This window comes from Marinoscillum sp. HNIBRBA16962 (genome assembly GCF_057801515.1).
In genome coordinates this window covers 3156441-3177532 of sequence record NZ_CM173603.1, presented here as the reverse complement: position 1 = coordinate 3177532, position 21092 = coordinate 3156441, and the positions used below count along the sequence as shown (strand labels likewise).

The 21092-nt window shown below is 44.8% G+C and carries 18 protein-coding genes; 12 read left to right on the top strand and 6 right to left on the bottom strand.

Annotated features, from left to right (window positions below; translation table 11 throughout):
• Positions 1-4: 4 nt before the first annotated feature.
• The gene (locus AC3E9V_RS13290; RefSeq protein ID WP_488748613.1) at positions 5-460 is read right to left on the bottom strand and encodes an SRPBCC family protein; all 456 of its coding nucleotides are present in this window, start codon (positions 458-460) and stop codon (positions 5-7) included.
• Between the two features lie 222 nt (positions 461-682).
• On the opposite strand from AC3E9V_RS13290, the gene AC3E9V_RS13285 reads away from it, so the two are divergent.
• Genes AC3E9V_RS13285 through AC3E9V_RS13270 form a run of 4 tightly spaced genes read left to right on the top strand, consistent with a single transcriptional unit; the run spans position 683 to position 8343 of the window.
• Positions 683-943: a hypothetical protein gene (locus AC3E9V_RS13285; protein WP_488748612.1), complete on the top strand. Its 261-nt coding sequence runs from the start codon at positions 683-685 to the stop codon at positions 941-943.
• Positions 903-1286: a DUF983 domain-containing protein gene (locus AC3E9V_RS13280; protein WP_488748611.1), complete on the top strand. Its 384-nt coding sequence runs from the start codon at positions 903-905 to the stop codon at positions 1284-1286. Before AC3E9V_RS13285 ends, AC3E9V_RS13280 begins: the two co-directional genes overlap by 41 nt.
• A 36-nt stretch (positions 1287-1322) precedes the next feature.
• On the top strand, positions 1323-4925 hold the full coding sequence (locus AC3E9V_RS13275; protein ID WP_488748610.1) for an ATP-binding protein: 3603 nt from the start codon (positions 1323-1325) through the stop codon (positions 4923-4925).
• A complete protein-coding gene (locus AC3E9V_RS13270) occupies positions 4864-8343 on the top strand; it encodes a DUF8818 domain-containing protein (RefSeq protein WP_488748609.1) in 3480 nt (1159 codons plus the stop codon). The genes AC3E9V_RS13275 and AC3E9V_RS13270 overlap by 62 nt, the downstream gene beginning before the upstream one ends.
• An 81-nt stretch (positions 8344-8424) precedes the next feature.
• Here the strand turns inward: AC3E9V_RS13270 and AC3E9V_RS13265 are convergent, their stop codons facing one another.
• Positions 8425-9168, bottom strand: coding sequence for an ABC transporter ATP-binding protein (locus tag AC3E9V_RS13265; protein ID WP_488748608.1), 744 nt, complete (start codon positions 9166-9168; stop codon positions 8425-8427).
• Positions 9165-9896: an MlaE family ABC transporter permease gene (locus AC3E9V_RS13260; protein ID WP_488748607.1), complete on the bottom strand. Its 732-nt coding sequence runs from the start codon at positions 9894-9896 to the stop codon at positions 9165-9167. Before AC3E9V_RS13260 ends, AC3E9V_RS13265 begins: the two co-directional genes overlap by 4 nt.
• Positions 9897-10193: 297 nt before the next feature.
• On the opposite strand from AC3E9V_RS13260, the gene AC3E9V_RS13255 reads away from it, so the two are divergent.
• The 7 genes from AC3E9V_RS13255 (at position 10194) to AC3E9V_RS13225 (ending at position 16942) form a co-directional block, all read left to right on the top strand.
• The gene (locus tag AC3E9V_RS13255; RefSeq protein ID WP_488748606.1) at positions 10194-10910 is read left to right on the top strand and encodes an SDR family oxidoreductase; all 717 of its coding nucleotides are present in this window, start codon (positions 10194-10196) and stop codon (positions 10908-10910) included.
• A 54-nt stretch (positions 10911-10964) separates the two neighbouring features.
• Positions 10965-12968 carry a (E)-4-hydroxy-3-methylbut-2-enyl-diphosphate synthase gene (gene ispG / locus AC3E9V_RS13250; protein ID WP_488748605.1) on the top strand — a complete coding sequence of 668 codons (2004 nt, stop codon included), beginning with the start codon at positions 10965-10967 and terminating at the stop codon, positions 12966-12968.
• Between the two features lie 84 nt (positions 12969-13052).
• Positions 13053-13271, top strand: coding sequence for a DUF6728 family protein (locus AC3E9V_RS13245; RefSeq protein ID WP_488748604.1), 219 nt, complete (start codon positions 13053-13055; stop codon positions 13269-13271).
• Between the two features lie 3 nt (positions 13272-13274).
• Complete coding sequence (locus AC3E9V_RS13240) at positions 13275-13628, top strand: MmcQ/YjbR family DNA-binding protein (protein WP_488748603.1); 354 nt, start codon at positions 13275-13277, stop codon at positions 13626-13628.
• Between the two features lie 2 nt (positions 13629-13630).
• Complete coding sequence (locus AC3E9V_RS13235; RefSeq protein WP_488748602.1) at positions 13631-14401, top strand: SGNH/GDSL hydrolase family protein; 771 nt, start codon at positions 13631-13633, stop codon at positions 14399-14401.
• Between the two features lie 274 nt (positions 14402-14675).
• Entirely contained in the window at positions 14676-15572 is an 897-nt protein-coding gene (locus AC3E9V_RS13230) for a hypothetical protein (RefSeq protein ID WP_488748601.1), read from the top strand.
• A gap of 65 nt (positions 15573-15637) precedes the next feature.
• Entirely contained in the window at positions 15638-16942 is a 1305-nt protein-coding gene (locus AC3E9V_RS13225) for a hypothetical protein (protein WP_488748600.1), read from the top strand.
• Between the two features lie 4 nt (positions 16943-16946).
• Here the strand turns inward: AC3E9V_RS13225 and AC3E9V_RS13220 are convergent, their stop codons facing one another.
• Positions 16947-17390, bottom strand: a complete 444-nt coding sequence (locus tag AC3E9V_RS13220) for an LEA/WHy family protein (protein ID WP_488748599.1) — start codon at positions 17388-17390, stop codon at positions 16947-16949.
• A 64-nt stretch (positions 17391-17454) separates the two neighbouring features.
• Entirely contained in the window at positions 17455-18942 is a 1488-nt protein-coding gene (locus AC3E9V_RS13215) for a helix-turn-helix domain-containing protein (protein ID WP_488748598.1), read from the bottom strand.
• 182 nt (positions 18943-19124) lie between these two features.
• Here AC3E9V_RS13215 and AC3E9V_RS13210 point away from each other — a divergent pair, with 182 nt between their 5' ends.
• Positions 19125-20576 (top strand): alpha-amylase, encoded by a 1452-nt coding sequence (locus AC3E9V_RS13210; RefSeq protein WP_488748597.1) that lies wholly within the window; start codon positions 19125-19127, stop codon positions 20574-20576.
• 134 nt (positions 20577-20710) lie between these two features.
• Here the strand turns inward: AC3E9V_RS13210 and AC3E9V_RS13205 are convergent, their stop codons facing one another.
• Positions 20711-20920, bottom strand: coding sequence for a hypothetical protein (locus AC3E9V_RS13205; protein ID WP_488748596.1), 210 nt, complete (start codon positions 20918-20920; stop codon positions 20711-20713).
• Between the last annotated feature and the right edge of the window lie 172 nt (positions 20921-21092).

The window sequence follows — 21092 nt, the reverse complement described above, 5'->3', positions numbered from 1 at the left end:
TGCTTTATTCTTTTTTTGCTTTGGCTTCAAGTATCTGCTTCAGTTTTTTAAGGTCTTTCGTATTTGCTTTTCTCATCATTGTCGACATGAATGGTGCAAGTAGTTTTGAAAACCCGGTCGGCTGTCCGGTATTTCTCAAAGTCATGTGTGTCTGTCCGTCTCCGGTCTTGTCCCAGGTGTAAATTGTCTTCATCGGGAACGGCCCGTCAGCCGTTTGCATGACCAGTTTTTGTCCTGGAATAAACCCGGTTATTTCATAGGTGTATTCCAGTTTTCGTCCAAGAAATTGTGCGTTAAACTTCAACTGTGAACCAATTGCCAATGGTTTTGGTGTTTTCCACTTGACTGACTTGATATTTACATACCATTCTGATGCGTTGTCAGGGTCTGATGCATATTCTGATACCATGTCAATTGGAGCAGAAATGGTAGTCTCTGTTTGTACGTCAACTGTCTTCATGATTTTTACTTTTCATAATAACGATTTTTGTCCTCCGATTTGGACACTATTCTTGCTTTTTTGGACCAACTGACACCCGTAAGCCGAACACCCCTTCAAAATAACGGAATCCACTAAGCCAGTCAAGAAGTTTTTGCTAAAGCAGCAGAATGAAGCCCAAAACTATGGCCTCATTTATTACCTTTGCCGAAACCATAACATCCATCAAGCTGTTGATCTGGTATGAAAGTTTTGCGCTTCGTTTTATTGGCTGCCATCGTCCTGCTGCCCATGCTGGCTGATGCACAGTGTGTGATGTGCCGCACGCAGGTGGTAAACAATGTGAGTCACGGGGAAACGGCCCTGGCTGCCGGGCTGAACCTGGGCATTATGTACCTTTTTTTTACGCCCTACGTGGTACTCGGAACAGTGGCTTTTTTCTGGTTTAGAAACTCCAAAGTGAATGAAAGAAAGAAAAGCCTGGCAGGCCGTATTACAAGGTAAATGCCCCCAATGCCGGGAAGGGGATATGTTTCCTGAACCCATTCACCAGTCACCTCTGAAGATGAATGACCACTGTCCCAAATGTGGGTTGCAGTTTGAGCGAGAGCCCGGCTTCTTCTATGGAGCTATGTATGTGAGCTACGCACTCTCTGTAGCCATCTTCATTACTACGGTTTTTGTCCTGTATTTCATTGTGGGTGATCCTGGTCTGTTAACTTATATCATCACCATCTCCGTTGTGGCATTAATCTTGTACCCATTTACGTATCGGTATTCGCGGATTTTGTTTATTTATATTTTCGGAGATATGCGGTACAGGCCTGAAAAAGCTCAAAGCGAGTAGCCAAAATCATTTATCTTCGGAGCTATGCAAACGCATATGAAGGTAAACCTTTTGCTTTTTGTGTTGGCTGCACTCTCGGTGCTGGGACTCACGTTTATCACCTCATACCCGGATGACTCAGAGCTGGTATACCAGGAGATCGAGGATAATATTTTCCAGGCATTGCAGGACCAGTCAACCGACCTGGATCAGTTTGAAAATCAGTTGTCCGTTTATTCCAACCCGTTTTTTATACCCGAAGAATCCAGCTACGCCAAACGCGTCTTTGTCAATGGCAGCCTGGTTTACTGGAACAGCAACGAATACCTGGGTAACTACAGCCGACTGAAATCCAAAGACTCACTATATCTGTACCGAAACGAACACGGCCTCAAGATCATCCAAAGGAGGGAGGTAGTTGCAGACAGTGACCTGGTAGAGATCTACTCGTTTCTGGACGTGTATGATGATCCACAGGTAAAAAACCAATACCTCGTGCAGCGGCCCAATCCGGTTATTTTTGAACGCTACCCGGTAGAAGTGAGCGAAAACGGAAGCTACCAGTTTTTTTACCATGGGAAATCACTATTTGGAGTGACACTGGGTGAGGAGTCCAGTTTCTGGAATGAGCTGGTTAGCCTCAGCTTCATACTTGTCCTTTTTGCCAGCCTGAGCCTCCTTCTCCTTCGTTCTCAGCCGGTCAATAAGCTGGTTCCGGCCATTCAGCTTGCTATCCTGGCGGCAGTTTTTATTTTAGGCCGGGTAGCTATATGGTACTGGACCAAAGACCACCTGACCCACTGGAGTGTATTCAAACCGATCAACTTTACGGCCGAGCCCATCTTTTACTCACTGGGAGACACGATCTTCCACCTGGCGCTCTCGCTGGTATGGCTGGTACTGATCTACCGAAATTTCTTTCTCACTCCGCCGCTGAAGGCACCAGAGAGATTCGTTACCCGATTATCGATTGGCGGATTTCTCGTTGGGCTGGTCCTTTTAGCCAGCTGGCTTAGCTATGGCGCGATATGGATGCTGATGGAAAACTCACAGATCTTACTCGATGTGGCACAGAGCATCCGGTTTGATGAGCTGCGGATCTATGCATACCTGTACATCCTAATGGTAGGCCTCAATGCTATTATGCTTTTCAGCATGGCAATCCGGGTTTACAACTGGCTAAACTTTTCGCGTTACTGGCATTATGGGATCATTATTGGCCTTTACCTGACTTTTGGCTTTGTGGCGGGAAAGTACAGCTGGGTTTACGGAGGAGCGTTTGTAGCGGCATGGTTCATGATTGACTTTTTTGGTTTCAGCCGCCGGTTGCGGCTGTTTCGGTACCAGACCTTTGTATACCTGATCATATTGATCACCTCCTATGCGGCTATTTGTTCATTTACCATTTATAAACACACCGAAAAGGACAACCGGGTGGCTAAAGAAAAATTTGGGAACCGGTTACTGATCAAAAACGATATACTGGGAGAGCTGTATCTGAGTGAAATTATCAAGGATATCGAAAATGACCGGTATGTGAGGACCCGGCTCTTGAGCAGGTTGCTGTCACGGCAAAACATCCGTGAGAAGATCCAGCGACAGTTTTTGAGTTCCTATTTTAAAAAATATGATGTAAACGTTTACCTCTTTGATAACAACGGAGCTTCGTTGCAGACCGAGACCAGTCCGGACACCTACCAGCAGTGGGAGGAACGCTTCAGGAAAGATTCGCTGGCCACAGATTACGAAAAGATCTACTTCATCCAGGACCTGGGAGACAATGTGCGCAACAAGTACGTCTGTTTCCTCAGTATCGATGCATACGGCAGAAACGTCGGTTACATCGTTCTCGAGCTGACACTCAAAAAATACATTCCCAGCAGTGTATTTCCGGAACTGCTGGTAGAAAGCCGCTACTTCATGAGTAACGGGGACGAGTTTGATTATGCCGTTTACAAAAACAAGGAGATACTCTACAAACAGGGGCGTTTTAGTTTTGAAAACAAGCTTGCCAGTGAAGACCTCAGCCAGGAGCGGCTTTATAAAAAAGGGGTGGAACGAGACGGTGTTCATTACTACGGCATCAGAACCCAGGACGGGCGGCAGATCATCATCACCTCCGACACGTATGAAAACGGCGCCCTGATCGCCAATTTCTCTTTTGTTTTTCTGATTTTATTGTTCTCTTTTGGGATAGCCCTGTTTGGGTTCCAGCTATGGACAGATCAGTCCAGGTTTAATCTTTCTACCAAGATCCAGCTGTACCTGGGGCTATCCTTTGTCCTGCCCATGCTGATAGTGAGTGTGGCTCTACTCAATACACTGAACCAGTCGTACCGGGAGGAGATCGATCGTAATTTTCAAAAACGATCATACAACCTGGCAGAAAACCTTATTGACCCCACGGAGGCTTTTGTAAACAATCAGGTTAACATTGACGAATATGCCAATGCCATTTCACAGGCGGGAGCGCTGGCCCAGTCCGACATCAATATTTATGACATCAAAGGAAAGCTGATCACCTCCAGCCAGCCGGAGATCTTTAGGCTGGGGCTTCTTTCTCACCTGATTGATCCTGATGCCTATCGTGAGATCAGATACAAGCGTGAGCAAAACCTGATCACCGAAAGAACCATCGGGACACTGGATTTTAAGACTTCATACACTGCTTTACGCGCGTATGATGATGGTCGGTTGCTTGCTATCCTGGCCATGCCGTATTTTGACTCTAAAAATCACCTCAGAAGGCAACAGGTAGAGGTTTTTAGCAATTTGATCTCCATTTTCACATTGATCTTCCTGATCTCCATTTTTGCCGGCAACATAATCGTGGGCAATCTGATCCGGCCGCTTAAAAAGATCGGGGAGAAGCTACGAAGCACCAGCCTGGAAGAAGAAAACCAGCCAATAGAGTATGACTCAGAAGATGAGATCGGTAGTTTGGTGAAAGAGTACAACCTGATGCTGATCAAGCTGGAAGAAAGTAAGGCAGCTTTGGCTGTAAGCCAGAAAGAATCAGCCTGGAAGGAGATAGCCCGGCAGGTGGCTCATGAGATCAAAAACCCGCTGACACCGATGCGCCTAAAGATCCAGCGCATGATGAGCTCCTTTGATCCTGAAGATAAAAACTACAAAGCCTGCCTTACGCTCATTGACCAGGTGGATACGCTGAGTAGTATCGCAGATTCTTTCTCAGAGTTTGCCAAGATGCCGGCTCCTAACAGCAAACCTGTAGATATCTGTAAGCTTCTGGACAGCGTGGCAGGCCTTTACCAGTCAGAAACCGTCCATATCAAAAAATCCTTTCAAAAGGGGTGCCCGAATGTGTATGTAGATCCGAAGATCTTCACAGGGATTTTCACCAACGTTATCCTGAATGCTATCCAGGCACAGGACGGTGAGGCGCTGATTATATCCATCAGAGTGGAAGAATCATCCGCCAAAGTGCTGATCTCTATCCGGGATAATGGCAAAGGGATTCCGGAAGATTTGAGAGAAAACATATTTACCCCTTATTTTAGTACCAAAAGTCAGGGGAGTGGGATTGGGCTTGCCGTTGCTAAAAAAGGTATTGAAAACGCAGGAGGAAATATATGGTTTGAGACAGAAGAAGGAGCGGGCACCACGTTCTTCATTTCCCTTCCTGTACATCAGGGGTAGTGTTTTCACATGTCTATTGGTTTTTGCACTTAGTGTTTCAGCACAAAATTACAATTGCCGCAAGCTGGCTACCGGCTCGGTAGTTCAGCTGGACACACTTCCTGTTTCAGAAAAGAGCCTCTCGGTTACGCCTTTCGTTTCGTTTGAGTTTGATGCGGTAGCTAATACCTTAAAGCTGAGCGCGGCAGAGGTAGACAGTGTGGAAGTATGTTATCGCGCTATTTCTCCTCGGTTTTACGAGCCGATCTACCAACGGTCCATTGACACTTACTCACACGGGCGAATAAGCAGACAGCAAAAGAGAAGTCCCTATCAGTCAGCCATCCGGGAGGAAGAGCTATTCTCATTTAGTACGGTAGAAACCTACGGGGCCATTACCCGGGGAGTGACTTTTGGCAACCGCCAAAACCTTTTTGTCAACTCATCCCTTAACCTGCAAATGGATGGGCAGCTCGCCGATGACCTCAATGTAAGCGCTGTGATCACGGACCAGAACATCCCATACCAGCCTGAAGGCAATACCCAGCAGATCCGTGATTTTGATAACGTATTTATCAAGCTTTACAATGATGATTTTGAAGTAATAGCCGGGGATGTGGTCTTGCAAAATCCTGTTCAGGACAGCTATTTCCTTCAATATTATAAGAACGTCCAGGGGCTGAGTATGAAATACCGATACCAGCTTAGTGACCGCTGGAAAGCTACCTCCCAGGTGACCGGTTCCATTGCCAAGGGACAATTTGCTTCGGCTGTGATTGAGCCACTGGAAGGTGTGCAGGGACCTTACAAGCTTCGTGGCCCCAACGGGGAGCGCTTTATCATTATCCTGGCCAACTCTGAGAAGGTCTACCTGGATGGAAAGCTCCTGCAGCGGGGGTTTGATCGTGACTATGTGATCGACTACAACCTGGGGGAGATCACCTTTAGCAGCCGGGTGGTCATCACGCGTTTTTCCCGCTTACGGGTGGATTATGAATATGCAGACCAGTACTACACCCGCTCCAACATCACGGCGGTACAACAGATCCGGAGTGACCGGGCGAAGTTTTACTTTAACTATTATCGCGAAAAGGACAATGCCAGCTCTACGCTTGGTTTTAACCCAACAGAATCTGACCTGATATTATTGAGAAATGGAGGCGACCAGAACGGGCTTGCCCGCATCAGCGGGGTGGATTCTGTGGGGTACATTGAAAACTCTATCCTCTATGCACGGAAAGATACTGTGGATAATGATGGAAACGTGGTGGAAATTTTTGAATACAGCAATGATCCGGACCGGGCGGTGCTGCGGGTCAGCTTTTCGCAGGTGGGGCAGGGAAATGGCGATTATGTGCTTTCTAACTCTACAGCTAATGGACGGGTTTACCGGTGGGTCAGCCCGGCCAATGGCCAGTCGCAGGGCGACTATGCACCTGTTCAACAAATCCCCACGCCAAACCAGAAGCAGCTAATGGTGATCGGTGGGCAGGTGGATCTGAGTGAGCACGAATCTGTTTTCCAGGAGCTGGCTGTTTCCTCCTTTGACCAGAACCTTTACAGTAATCTGGAAGATGGCGACAACCAGTCTTTTGCCTGGAAGGGTGGCTTTCGCACCAAAGATCGATCGGTTGATTTTTTGGCCGACTATAAGCTAAGTGGTTCCATTGATTATGAGTTTGACCGAAAAGGATTTCAATCCATCGACCGGTTCAGAAGTGTGGATTTTGATCGGGACTGGAGCTATGATGTGTTTTCGGATACGCTGAGGCGGCAGGACCAGATACTCAATGGCTCGCTGCAGTTAAGAAAAGATACTCGAAACGGACTCTATTATAATTTTAGTCATCGAAACAGGGAAACGGTGATCAATGGAGTTCAGCAAGACCTCCGGCTCAACCATGAGCTGGGACCATTCATTATTCACTCTAATAATTTTTACCTGAACAACCGGCCTGATGAAACAGAAGCCAGCTGGCTCCGGCTCACTGAAACCATCAAGCTGACGCCTTTTCGATTACAACCGGGCTACACATTCAGCGTGGATCAGCACCAGCGCGTGACTGCTGCCAATGATAGCGTGATAAATACCCTGATGCATTTTACTGCTCATGATTTTTTTGTAGAAACCCCCGATACCTCTCGAACAAGCTTACGGGTTGATTATATCAGGCGAACGGACCAGTTGCCGGTAAGCGGCGAGTTGACAGATTATACGGAAGCCGAAGAGTTTCGTGTGCGCTTTTCCGGGACCTATTACAATAGCCAAAATATACGTGCCGAAATCAATTACCGAAAGGTGGATGAGCTTATTGGTGAGCGGGAGACCTCAAAAAACCTGCTGGGGAAAGTAGACTGGTCCGGTAATTTCTTCAATAATCTGATCCGCAACAATATCAGTTACTCCACAGCCAACAGCCGGGAGCTGAAGCGGGAATTTGTGTTTTTACAAGTCGCAACGGGAGAGGGTACACACACCTGGCGGGATGAGAATGAAGATGGTGTACAGGACCTGAGTGAGTTTTATGAAGCCATAAACCCGGATGAGAAAAACTACATCAAGCTGTTTACACCGACGGACGAATACATCAATGCCTATCAGACTACTTATGTACAAACACTGGATGCGGGTTTTCCGTCAAAATGGAAACAACGAAGCGGTTTTCTGAAGCTTCTTTCCAGGTTTTCCCTCAACCGAAACCTGAGGTATAACCAAAAGACTACGGATTCAGGGATTGGTGACCGGTTAGTACCTTTCCGGAAAGACCTGACGGATGAGTCTGTTTTATTTTTCAGGGGATTGTCCAGAAATACTGTATTCTTCAACAGAAATGCTCCCGGTTTTGGAATGGACCTTACCCAATCAGGTCAGAAAAGTAAATCACTCCTAAGCAATGGCTATGAGATCAATGAAAAGGAAGATTGGTCCGGGTCTGTCCGGGTAGGGTTTGGCGCAGTATTTACCATTCGCTCCACTGCAGGCGTTGGTAAAACGTTTAACTCTTCAGACTTCCTGAATAACCGAAACTTCAACCTTAACCGCAACTCCGGCTCGCTGGAGCTTATCTGGCAGCCGTTAAATTCATTTCGTGTTATATCCGGGTATGAACGAAGGGCCAAAGCTACCGATAACTCAGAGCTGACAGGAAGCTCTACGATCAATGAATACAAAGTGGAAACCACGTGGGTACGGGCCGGTCAGGGCAATCTGAATGCATCATTTAACTGGCTGGATATACAGTTTGAAGGAGAGCGTAATACTTTTTTAGGTTATGAGTTGCTGGAAGCCCTGCAACCGGGGAGTAATCAACGCTGGCGTGTAAACTGGCAGCAATCGATCGGGAAGGGGCTGCAGCTTTCCGTTCAGTACAATGGCCGGAAGTCATCTGAGAGCTCCGCAGTGCACACAGGCACCATGCAGGTAACGGCTTATTTTTAAGTTTACAAGTTGCGAGTTAAACGGGTTGCAAGTTGTCGGGTTTGGGGATTAAACTCGTAACTCGACAACCCGCAACACGTCTCACCTAAATTTCTTCATCATCCGGTTAGCAAACACAAAGTCATCCAGCTCTTTTACTCCTGAGTCGGTGATGTTTTGGTTGGTTCCTTCCCATAGCTTGCGGCCTTTGTAGAGGAACATGACTTTTTCGCCGATCTCGATTACCGAATTCATATCATGAGTTACCACCACGGTGGTGATGCCGTATTCTTCGGTTATCTCCTTGATCAGGTCATCAATAACCATACTGGTTTGGGGGTCCAGCCCGGAGTTGGGTTCATCGCAAAACAGGTAGTTTGGTTTGTTGACAATAGACCGGGCGATACCCACCCGTTTTTTCATCCCTCCACTGATCTCGGAAGGCATTTTTTTATTGACATTTTCCAGGCCTACTCGCTGAAGACAGAAGTTGACGCGTTCCAGCTTTTCTGCCAGGGGCATTTTTGTGAGTACATTCAGCGGAAACATCACATTCTCTTCTACATTTTTACTGTCGAATAAGGCGCTTCCCTGGAAAAGCATTCCAATTTCTCTCCGGATATCGGTCTGCAACTCCATATCCGCTTTAGTGAAGTCACGTCCGTCATAGAGGACATTTCCTTCATCAGGTCTTACCAGACCCACAATGCATTTTAGTAAAACACTTTTACCTGTTCCGCTGGAACCAATGATCAGGTTGCATTTTCCAGGCTCAAACGAACCGCTGATGTCAAAAAGGACCTCTGCATCTTCAAAAGACTTTGATATATTGTTGATCTCGATCATCCTAAAAGTAGTTGAGCTAAGAGATAATCAGCCAGTAGAATGGCAATACAACTATTGGTTACTGCTGCTGTGGAGGACTTACCCACCTCCAAAGCTCCGCCAGAGGTGTAGTATCCTTTGTAAGCAGAGATGGCAGCTACCAGAAAGGCAAAGACGAATGCTTTGATCATGGCAAAGAAAATATTGAACTCTATAAACTCATAGCGGATCCCGTAGATATAGTCCCTGTCTGAGATGATACCAGTAGCAATACTGGTGAGATATCCGCCGTAAATGGTCAAAAAACCTGAAAGAATTACCAGCATGGGATACATAAGCATTGAAGCGACAATCTTGGGCAGCACCAGATAAGACGTAGAGTTGATACCCATTACTTCCAGCGCATCAATTTGCTCGGTGATTCGCATCGTCCCCAGCTCTCCGGCAATGTTGGATCCTACTTTACCGGCAAAAACGATCGCAATGATGGTAGGTGAAAGCTCGAGGATGGTCATGTCCCGTACGACCAGTGAGATCACATAATCCGGAATGAACGGGCTTACCAGGTTGTAAGCGGTTTGTATGGTAGTAACCGCACCCATAAACACCGAAACGATCGTTACGATGAATAAAGAGTTATAGCCCACTTTGATACACTCATTGATTACCAGAGAAACATAGGTGGAAAAAGTTTCTCTTCTTACAAATAACTGACCTGTGAAAATTAAAAATTTACCTAGTGACTTCATGAAGGTTTCCCTGCCTTAGAAATGTTAGCTTTGCCGAAATTAATAATACTATTGCAAACCAACGAGGTTTGACCAATAGTTATAAGGGAATCCTGGAAGAATTGTTTAACTCGAATTTGTCAATACAAATCTGCCGGTGAAAAATGAACAAGTGTAAGATTTTTAAAATCAGGGAGTTATAACAAATTTTCTAGTGAAGTTACTTAGATGAAACTTAATATTTTATGGTCCGGACTTACCTCCGTGTCATAGAAGTCAAAATTTTAATGACTTTTTTGAGCTTAAGAATAAGAACTAATGAGTGAAAATGCTTCAAAACTTGTAGTCGTTACGGGTGGCACCAAGGGAATAGGAAAGGCCATCATTGAAAAATTTTCAGAAGATGGTTATGCCATTGCCACCTGTGCACGCAATGAAAAGGATCTGGATAATCTAAAAACTGAAATGGAAGAAAGGTATGGTAACAAGGTTATGATCCAGGTAGCGGATGTGTCTAAGAAAGATGATGTCAAGGATTTTATTGATTTCGTAACCCTGGCAGGTAAGCCGGTAGAGGTTCTGGTCAATAATGCCGGTAAATTTGTACCCGGCCAGGTCCATACGGAAGATGACGGAACCCTCGAAGATCAGATTGAAACCAACCTGTACAGTGCCTACCGGGTAAGCCGGGGGCTGATCCCTGATATGAAAAAGGAGAGAAGAGGCCATATTTTTAACATGTGTTCTACGGCCAGCATGATGGCTTACAGTAATGGTGGAAGCTATTGCATCAGCAAGTTTGCGATGTATGGCATGTCTAAAGTCCTCCGTGAGGAACTGAAAGAAGATAACATACGGGTGACTTCCGTAATGCCCGGAGCTACTTTCACTGCCAGCTGGGAGGGGGTTGATATCCCTGAAGAGCGATTTATGAAGGCTGAGGATGTAGCGGAGATGGTCTTTGCCACCTTCAAATTAAGCGATCGTACGGTTGTGGAAGATCTGGTGATCAGACCACAGCTTGGAGACTTGTAATCCGTGCAACTTTTATCGTTATTTAGTGTTTAGTGTATTGAAACTGAGATCCCTATGAATGCCGCAGATGAGCTTCTGACCAAAAAGGTCGATTTTTGCAACAGCCTCACTGAGTACAAGCGCAGAAAAACACGTGAAGTTTTTATCGGAGATGTGCCTTTAGGAGGAAATAACCCCATCCGTGTACAGTCTATGACCACCGTAGATACTATGGATACGGAAGGGTCGGTTCAGCAGGCTCTCCGTATGGTAGAGTCCGGTTGTGAATATGTACGGATTACTGCGCCCAGTGTTAAGGATGCTGAAAATCTGCGGAATATTAAAAATGAACTTCGAAAGCGTGGTTGCAACGTTCCCCTTGTCGCTGATATCCATTTCACTCCCAATGCTGCCGAACTGGCTGCAACCATCGTAGAGAAAGTCCGGGTTAACCCGGGAAATTATGCGGATAAAAAGCGGTTTGAAGAAATAGAATATACCGATGAAACCTATCAGGCAGAGCTCGACCGTATCAAAGAGAAGTTCACGCCCCTGGTAAAGATCTGTAAGGAGCATGGAACAGCCATGCGGATCGGTACGAATCACGGTTCCTTATCTGACCGGATCATGAGTCGGTATGGAGACACCCCACTGGGAATGGTAGAGTCCGCACTGGAGTTTATCCGTATCTGTGAGGAGCTGGAGTATTATGACATTGTGATTTCCATGAAATCCAGCAACCCGCAGGTAATGGTTCAGGCATATCGGCTACTAGTTAAAAAACTAGATGAAGAAGGGCTGCAGTCTTACCCGCTGCATCTCGGTGTGACAGAAGCCGGTGAAGCGGAGGACGGGCGTATCAAAAGTGCAGTGGGAATAGGTACGCTGCTGGAAGATGGACTTGGCGATACAGTACGGGTTTCGTTAACTGAAGAACCCGAAGTGGAGTCTCCGGTTGCCAGGATACTGGTGGACCGCCTGATAGGACGGGAAGGGCATGAGCCTATTGAGCAGACGGATCCTGATATTTATAATCCTTACGATTACCAGAAACGTGATACGGATGAGGTTCTCAACTTTGGGTTGGAAAATGTCCCGCGGGTTATCGCAGATTTTTCAAAGATCGATAGGGTAGACGTAAAAGATCTGAAGGGTATCGGCCATTTTTACATGCCTGAGTTGGACAAGTGGACCATGAATGATGTGGGCTGTGACTACATTTATTCCGGGAAGAATCCGATTGACTTTATGTTGCCCAATGGCCTGAAGGAAATTGTGGATATGGAAGCCTGGGATCTACTGGAAGATAAGAAAAATAAATTTCCATTACTTACTGTAAATCAGTTAGATAAAGCTTTCCATGAGAAGCTGAATTTCGTTCTTGCAGATACCACTGGGGTAGATAAAGTATTGCTTGAACAGCTGAAAAACAGAAGCAATATTGTACTGGTTTTGAAAACGGAAAATCAACATGCTTTTGCTGCCCTTCGAAATGCATTTTTTAAACTGATGAATGCAGGAGTAAAGACACCAGTAGTGATACAACGAGCATATGAAGATCTCCCGGATGATGCACTCATGATGTATCCATCCACGGATATGGGAGGCCTTTTAATCGATGGTTTTGGTAACGGTGCGATGCTCAGCATGGAAAAACTGTATGGGGACAGGCATTTTTACCTGCATAAAACCCGTCAGTACAATGACTTGCTTTTTGGAATACTCCAGGCAGCCCGAACACGGATCACCAAAACAGAATACATCTCTTGTCCATCCTGTGGTCGTACTCTTTTTGATTTACAGGAAACCACCGCAATGATCAGAAAACGTACGGATCACCTGAAAGGAGTGAAAATAGGCATTATGGGCTGTATCGTAAACGGGCCGGGGGAGATGGCTGATGCCGATTATGGATATGTAGGTTCAGGAAAAGGTAAGATCACGCTGTATAAAGGCAAGGAAGTGATGAAACGAAGTGTGCCTTCGGAAAGAGCACTGGATGAACTGATAGAATTGATCAGGCAAGATGGTAAATGGATGGAGCCACAGGCGGTAGAAACTAGTGCCAATTATCCATGAAAACATATGGGAATACCACCCGACTCATAGTCAGTGAGTTATATATTTTCAATGATTAATTCCCGGATTATCCGGGCTAAGGATATGGAAAACCAAAAAACAGAATCAAACGAAGAGAAAAAAGACCTGGGGTATTACTTTAACCTGAAAGAGGTCCTGACCTATTATTTCAGAAAAAAAGATCCAAACAGGCCTACCAATACGAATATAAAGATGATGCATGGGATCAATAAGATCTCGATGATCATGTTCCTGATCTGTTTGATCGTGATCATTACAAGATTTATTGTCCGAGCTTTCTAACAAATGAATATTGAATCCTACCGAGATTACTGCTTAGCCAAGCCTGGTGTCACCGAAAGTTGCCCGTTTGGACCTGACGTGCTGGTATTCAAAGTAATGGGTAAAATGTTTGCGCTATGCGATATTGAGCGATTCGAAAGCATCAATCTAAAATGTGACCCTGAACTTGCAGGGAGGCTTAGGGAAGAATATGATGGAGTAAAGCCAGGCTACCACATGAATAAAACGCACTGGAATACTATCATGATGGATGGGTCTGTCCCTGATGCCAAAATCCAACACTGGATCAACCACTCATATGAGCTCATAGTAGCTGGCTTACCAAAAAAACTGAAAGAAGAACTCAAAAAGCTATGAGAATGCTGGTATATCTGTGTTTATTTTGGCTGATAGCCTGCAATGATCCTGATGACGTTGCTGACCAGGGTACCTCACAAATGGAAGAAGACACTATCGATATGAACGATACTCCAGACACAGGAGAAGACCATGAGGAAGATACTACCGATACCGGTACGGATTCTTTGACATTTTTGGCCCTGGGGGACTCTTATACCATTGGAGAAAGTGTGCCGGAGGACCAAAGGTGGCCTGTGCAACTCAGAGACCTGCTGGTAGATAGCACTGAAACTCCTTTAAAATCACCAAAAATCATTGCGAGAACGGGGTGGACAACCGGTGAGCTTCAAGAGGCGATAAATGGAGCTGATATTGAGGGACAGACCTTTAGCATGGTATCATTGCTGATAGGGGTAAATAATCAGTACAGAGGGTACCCTGTAGACCAATATCGTACCGAGTTTCCTGCCCTGCTAAATCAGGCATTGTCGTTTGCAGGAGGAGATGCCTCTAAAGTTTTTGTGGTTTCTATCCCTGATTATGGCGTGACTCCTTTTGGTCAAAACATGGACTCTGAGAAAATAGCTAAGGAGATTGACCTGTATAATGACCTGGCAAAAGGTTTTGCTGAGCAGTTTGGAGTTACTTATTTTAACATCACGCCGATCTCCAGAGAAGCCGCAGATAACCCGGATCTGGTAGCGGAAGACGGACTTCATCCTTCAGGAGAAATGTACCGTAGGTGGGTAGAAAAGATCTATCCATGGGCCGAAGACATCTTGGATCAGTGATATTCGTTTTTAAATCAATCTTTATTGGGTTACCAGAAATACCTTCATTTTTATTTAATTTAGACCTGAAAAGACTATAAAGTACAGGTTGTCGTTTTATTAGGTAATAATCAGATTCTGTTGGATTATTACAATAATTGATCGAATAAGCTTGATGAAATCAGCATTTTTCGGAGTATTTTATGGTTTTGTTTGTCAAATAGTGTGTTTGTAATGCAATTTTGGGCAGAAATAGCTCTATTTTAGGGCAGATTTTTTGCACGGCCGTTAACCTATGAGGCATATTATCGCATTTGTGTTAGGCATCGTCCTGGTCTCAGGATGCAGGGATAAGATTATTTGTCCAGCATTTCAGAGTACTTATATCCTTGATGATTCGGTACGAGGTGTCTATTACTCCTACCTCTGGAAAATTGATAAAGACGAGCGTCTCAAATACCTGGCAGACAGAAGGCCTGTAGCGGATACCACTACTGTAATAGCCGGACTCACACCCAATGCGACAGACTATTTTGCCTATGTAGAGCCTTATGTGGTGCCCCCAAATGAAGTAAGAAAGTCCAGGTTCGGCATTGTGAAATATGAACCATACTGGTTGAAGAATTATGAGCTGAAAACAGCCCCGATGGAGAATGTCCTTTCACCACCACCTCCTGTAGAGGAAGATACCGTAGTGGATGTCGGTGAGTTTGTTGCATCAGACTTTGGGGATTCCCTCTCGGTAGAGCCAGTGTTGGATTCAACTGCATTAGCCGTTTCGGACACATCTGCTCTTGATACTACTACGTTTGAGTTGCCGAAGATTGCACAGGCAAAACCACCCGAAACCCGGACAGAAACCACCTACCTCTACCGCTATGATCCAAAGGATGAAATGCTTAACGTAGAGCAGGAATATTACAACTGGTATTTTGGAGAGCAGCTTGTAAGGACCCGTCAGGTGCCCGTTAATCCCCAGGTACAGGAAGCCGTTCCGGAAAGCAATTTCTGGGCGAAAATACAGCAATTCTTCACATTTAAATGGTTATTTAACAAAGAGGAGGGAACTGATTCGCTTGAGGCCGGTGTAGAGGGCTCGGTGGAAGCCGGAACCGATGCAGAACCAACAGAACCAGTGGATCCTCCGGCTGAAGAAGCCGGCGAGGAAGGGGACCCGGATGATGGTTTTTGATTTCTTATTACCATTACAATATATCAGCCAGTCAAGCGTAATAACATTGCATCTATCGCCTTGCTATGTTAAAACCGTTTTTAATTTTCACCATCAGTTGGTGTAGTATCTTTTCCTGCTTTTCCCAGTCAAAAAAGAAGTTTGTAACCTATAAACCCGTCCACTTTGGAATAGTCCAGGGTATCGGGACGAATGGAATACATGATCTCAGGGTTGAAAACAGCTTCTCTTTTAACCTCTTTTCAGGACAGTCCTATAGCAATAAGGTCTTTTGCCTGGCTGGGATCAGTCATTATCAGATTCAGGAATCTTATGGTATAAATGTCGCCGGAGTAGCCAATATCGTGGGTGGTTTTCCTTTTGTAAGGCCACAGGATCAAAAGGATACACTGGCTACATTCAATGCGCTGCAATTCTCAGGCTTGATCAATGTAGCCAATGGAACCGGGCTGGGGGGACAGGTAACCGGAGGACTTAATGCCATAGCTAAGGATCTGAATGGTGTCCAGATTGGCGGGCTTTATAATTTTATTGGCGGCAACTTCTCCGGAGTGCAATTATCAGTCGTTGCAAATAAGTTTAATCGTTTTGGTCTGGGTGTACAGTCCGGGCTGATCTATAACTATGGCGGCTGGCTTAGTGGTGTACAGCTATTTGGTTTAGTAAATGTGGCTAAATATGAACTGGATGGGTTCCAAATGGGCATCTGGAATTATGTCGGAAATGGACAAAGTGTCACCTACAGGAGAAACCGATTTTACTGGATGCAGCTGGGGTTGTTTAACGTGGCCCTTAACAATGGCGATGGAACACAGCTTGGACTAATTAATTTCGGAAAGGATGTGGGTTTTTCCCAGGTGGGCCTCATCAACATTTCGGATAAAATGCCTCAATACCCTTTTGGGCTCTTAAATCTTGCCAGCGATATGGAAGGGTTTGTTCGGGCGCATACTGACCGTTTTTTCCGGTATAATTTTGAATTGGCTACCGGCTCAAAGAAAATCCTGAATGGTATTTCATACAGTTTTGACAAGCAGAAAAACAGGTGGGGATTGGGTTATTTTCTGGGCAACCAATGGAAAGGCGGATATAAAAAGAACCGATATTTTGTGGATGGGTTTTTAACGGTTAAGCAGATCGTATTGGATGACAAACGTTTTCTGGACCCAAATCTTTTGTATGGAACTAAAGTTGATTTTGGTTACAATCCGTTTTTAATGACCAGGTTTATAGACATGTTTTTCTTTATAGGGATCGAAGGAAACTATAAAAGGAGCAAAGGGAATGAGCCATTATCCGATAGCTTTTTATCCTTTGGTAATGAGAAAAATGAATGGTTGGCTAATTTTAACTTTGGGGTTCAGTTGTAACAGATCAAAGCCTCACTTCATCGTCAAATTCAACGGGCACATCGTAAGTGAACCCGTAGACGGACACTTTGATAGACCCCTTGTAATGAACTTCTACTTTCTTACCACCTAATACACTGATAATTCCATTTAACAGACCGATATCCCGAATATCAAACGTGGCGTCTAATGGCACTTTAAATTCATCCATGGCTGGTATTTTGGTTCGCATGGATTGATTGATCACACCTATTCGTTTCCCTTCCAGCTGGATTTCAATATCCACTTCCTTTAGCTTCATCCGTACATCATTGGGGTTGAAGAAATACGCATCAGCATTGAGTAAAGCTTCTTTACCTGTCACATTGGTTACTTTGATGTTATCAATTCGAAGAAACTCCGGTTCCTGCTCAGGTTTATTACAGGCTGCTAAAACAATCAGGAGTATAAAGAATGGAACGCGTTTCATATTTTTCATTAACGGCCTACTATCAGGAATAATGCCAAAAGCGCCAAAAATAAATGGCAATTTATTAATCCTTAAAAAAAGCTCTTGGTGTTTTTCCTTTTACTTTCTTAAAAGCACGGTTGAAAGTGGGCTTGGAGTTAAAGCCTACACTCAGAGCAACTTCAAGGTAGGAGGGGTTTTGTGATTCCTGAATTCTGCAGATGAAGGCATTCACCCGATAAGAATTAATGAGCTCCGAAAAGCTTTTGTGATATTGCTCATTGATGATCCTGGAAAGGGTATGGGTAGCGGTAGGTACCATATGAGCAAGGCGCTCAAGTGTAAGGTCCTGTTGCTCGTACACTTTCTCCTCATCCAATAGCTGTTTCAGTTTCCCCAAAATAACAGATACCTCATCAGCTTTCAGTTCATAGTCCTGGTATTTTTTCTTTTCCCGTAATACTTCAGGATGTTTTACAGCATAGTAGGCTAGCGCAAAAATGATGAAAGAGAAAAAGAGCCAAAGAACATCGATTAAGTTTTCAGAGAGGTAGAGCAGGTCTTTGCCTATAAACTTTCCGGTAATGTAAATCAGCACGGTCAGCGCCCAAAGCCCAAGGTAGACTGCTTTTATAGAAAGAACACCTTTCAGAAAACCGGTATACTTTCTTTGCTTTTCCGAAAGGTGATTTTGTTGTTTGTACTTAAAGATCAGGTTTTTGCACCCCCACCAGTAACCTGCATTAAAAAACAGCGCAATGACTCCCGTTATAGCAAAATACGGGAAGAGCTCCTTATCGATCACCCGAAAAATAAAGGTCTGGTTTTCCATAGGCAGGTAAGGAACATACAGGGAGATGTGAACCAAAGCAGGAACGAAATGCATCCAGCCCCATTTCCATGAAAAACGAATAACCAGGAGCTTATGTATGTAGAGGTAAAATAGTGGCCCGTAAGTAAAAAGGATCAGCTCCGGAACAAAAAGGAGCTTTGGCTGCCAGTTGAAAACCTCCGGATCAAAGGTGGAAGCTCTGCCCAGCAATGATACGGTGATCAGGATCAGCAGGATCGAAAGTATGGAGTTTGCAGTCTTGTTTTTATTCCTGATGGTGTTGATGGCCACAACCAGGAGCAGCCCATGTATAGCTGCCACCAGGAGAAAAAACATGTAAACGGTATACGGGTGGTAAGAGATATCCTCCCAGGCATCTACAGATATCTCCACCTCTTCATATTGTTTCATAGCAATAAAGAATCGGTTAGGGCGTGCTCTTCCATTCTGACGGGCTTCCACCGCATCCCAGTTGCCACGGGTCAGCTTATACTCGATGGTATCCTGATAGTGCTCTACCAAAAGTTCGTACTCACCGTTGATCCTTTTTTTGAATTTTCGGTGAGACAGGTCTGTAGCCCAACCATCCATGTCTGAAGCCAGGTAGATGGAAGCGTCATGAGGGGTATTAGCAGGTATATGTTTTATGACAAACAAAGTACGGTGCAGTGTATCGGAGGCCGCACCAGGCAGCACACACCAAAGCCAAAAGCAAACCCATAAGATGATCTTTCTACTCACCGCTGTACTCATTTATGAATTTCGTAATTCAATTGCTTATGGAAAGTTAATCGCTATTGAATTTATAAAGAGGCACCACCTGTATTTTAAAAGTTTCAATTTATAAAGTGAGGCGATTGCGTAATTAAAAATGTGAATATTAGTTGCTCAATATTTCTAAAAAATTAAACCTAATTCATGCGATGACAAATTTTATACACAAATGGAGTCAGCTGTTTTCAGTAGCTTTTGCTTTTATTTTCAGTGGAATATTACTTTTCTCATGTGAGGAAGAGACTGCAACCTCACTGCAAGATCAAAGAGATGACATTCAGATAGTGGACGTAACCACTCATGATGGTCGCCCATTTTCTACGCAGACAGGAGATGCCTCTTCCCGATTTACAGCCGGTCCCGGAGGCGGAGTGATGATGCAGGCTTTTTACTGGGATGTTCCGGCTGGCGGTACCTGGTGGCAGGCTATCGAAGGGAAGGTGGACGATTGGTCCACTGCTGGTGTGCAGTCCATCTGGCTTCCACCAGCTTCTAAAGCACAAAACGGAGCATATTCTATGGGCTATGATCCTACGGACTACTTTGATTTTGGAAATTACAACCAAAACGGGACGGTGGAAACCCGCTTTGGTTCAAAAACCGAATTACAGTCCCTGATAGGAGCAGCACACTCTGAAAACATGGAAGTGTATGCGGATATAGTTCTCAACCATAACAGCGGCGGCCAGTTGGAGGCTAACCAATATACCGGTACCAATACCTGGACTGATTTCACCGGAGTGTCGTCTGGTAAGTTTACCCGAACTCAGCACGATTTTCACCCTAACTGGGTACATAACAATGATGAAGGATATTTTGGTGGTTTCCCTGACCTGTGTCACGAAGTACCTTATGTACAAGACTGGTTGTGGGGACGATCTGATGGTGTTGGTAAATATTACAAAAACACGATGGGCTTCGATGGTTGGCGATTTGACTATGTCAAAGGCTTTGCTCCATGGGTGGTAAGCACCTGGAACAATGAAGTAGGAGGGTTCTCAGTGGGAGAGCTGTGGGACTCAGATGTCAACTACCTCGAGTGGTGGGCCAACCAGGCTAACAGTTCTGTGTTTGACTTTGCCGCATACTACAAAATGAATGACGCCTTTGATAATGGTAATCTCAACCTGCTCAATGACGATATGATGTGGAAGCGAAATCCGTACAAAGCGGTAACCTTCGTGACCAACCACGATACGGATGAGATCTGGAATAAGATGTTGGCGTATGCCTATATTTTAACCCATGAGGGTTATCCATGTATCTTTTACCGGGATTATGAAGAGTGGCTGGATAAGAACAAACTGAATAATCTGATCTGGATCCATAACAACAAGGCCACAGGAAATACGAGCATTCTATATACCGACAATGACGAGTACATCGCTCGCAGAAATGGCTATGGTGGTAATCCGGGACTGATCGTATATCTAAACAACTCCGGCAGTTGGGTAGAGCGATGGGTGCCCACCAACTGGAGCAGTACCCAGATCAAGGACTTTACTGGTCACTCGGGATGGTATCCTACTACCCAAAGTGGCGGCTGGGTGAAGATCCATTGTCCACCAAACAGCTATAGTATCTGGTCACCGAATATTTAAGAATGTAATGAGCGTAAAATCAGAGGTTGTGCCGAATTGGTTGCAACCTCTTTTTTGTTTTACTTTTCTTTCAGTACTTCCGGTGATTGTCTGGTACCAACAATATCCATAACCATAATGGTGTTTTTGGATTCTTACCAGTTCTCAGCTTCTTTTTCCAAATCTTCCTGGGACAGATAATCCCCTGAGGCTATTTGCTGCTCCGCCTTCTCCAATCGGAGATTGTAGTCTTTTTTTGTCAGAGGTGCTCCTTTTGCTGTATAACCTACAATCATTTCTTCTTCCAGCAACTTATCAATCTTTTCCAGTAACGATTCGGTCGATACATTCATAATTTTTTGCATCACCTCCAATTTTACGGCTTTTAAGTCCATATCAATAATCTTTTCTACAAAGTAACGATTTATTACTGTTTTTCAGTTCGTCCATGCGAATGAAGTAGCAAATCCTCCGCTCTTTTAGTAATGAGTCTGGTCACCAAATATTTAGGCATCAAAGGAACTCCCACAGATTACG

Coding starts and splice junctions, on each gene's coding strand:
- AC3E9V_RS13210 (WP_488748597.1), top strand. CDS start 19,125: ATGACAAATTTTATACACAAATGGAGTCAGCTGTTTTCAGTAGCTTTT.
- AC3E9V_RS13240 (WP_488748603.1), top strand. CDS start 13,275: ATGAATATTGAATCCTACCGAGATTACTGCTTAGCCAAGCCTGGTGTC.
- AC3E9V_RS13205 (WP_488748596.1), bottom strand. CDS start 20,920: ATGCAAAAAATTATGAATGTATCGACCGAATCGTTACTGGAAAAGATT.
- AC3E9V_RS13275 (WP_488748610.1), top strand. CDS start 1,323: ATGAAGGTAAACCTTTTGCTTTTTGTGTTGGCTGCACTCTCGGTGCTG.
- AC3E9V_RS13255 (WP_488748606.1), top strand. CDS start 10,194: ATGAGTGAAAATGCTTCAAAACTTGTAGTCGTTACGGGTGGCACCAAG.
- AC3E9V_RS13260 (WP_488748607.1), bottom strand. CDS start 9,896: ATGAAGTCACTAGGTAAATTTTTAATTTTCACAGGTCAGTTATTTGTA.
- AC3E9V_RS13280 (WP_488748611.1), top strand. CDS start 903: ATGAAAGAAAGAAAAGCCTGGCAGGCCGTATTACAAGGTAAATGCCCC.
- AC3E9V_RS13225 (WP_488748600.1), top strand. CDS start 15,638: ATGTTAAAACCGTTTTTAATTTTCACCATCAGTTGGTGTAGTATCTTT.
- ispG (WP_488748605.1), top strand. CDS start 10,965: ATGAATGCCGCAGATGAGCTTCTGACCAAAAAGGTCGATTTTTGCAAC.
- AC3E9V_RS13285 (WP_488748612.1), top strand. CDS start 683: ATGAAAGTTTTGCGCTTCGTTTTATTGGCTGCCATCGTCCTGCTGCCC.
- AC3E9V_RS13220 (WP_488748599.1), bottom strand. CDS start 17,390: ATGAAACGCGTTCCATTCTTTATACTCCTGATTGTTTTAGCAGCCTGT.
- AC3E9V_RS13290 (WP_488748613.1), bottom strand. CDS start 460: ATGAAGACAGTTGACGTACAAACAGAGACTACCATTTCTGCTCCAATT.
- AC3E9V_RS13265 (WP_488748608.1), bottom strand. CDS start 9,168: ATGATCGAGATCAACAATATATCAAAGTCTTTTGAAGATGCAGAGGTC.
- AC3E9V_RS13235 (WP_488748602.1), top strand. CDS start 13,631: ATGCTGGTATATCTGTGTTTATTTTGGCTGATAGCCTGCAATGATCCT.
- AC3E9V_RS13245 (WP_488748604.1), top strand. CDS start 13,053: ATGGAAAACCAAAAAACAGAATCAAACGAAGAGAAAAAAGACCTGGGG.
- AC3E9V_RS13230 (WP_488748601.1), top strand. CDS start 14,676: ATGAGGCATATTATCGCATTTGTGTTAGGCATCGTCCTGGTCTCAGGA.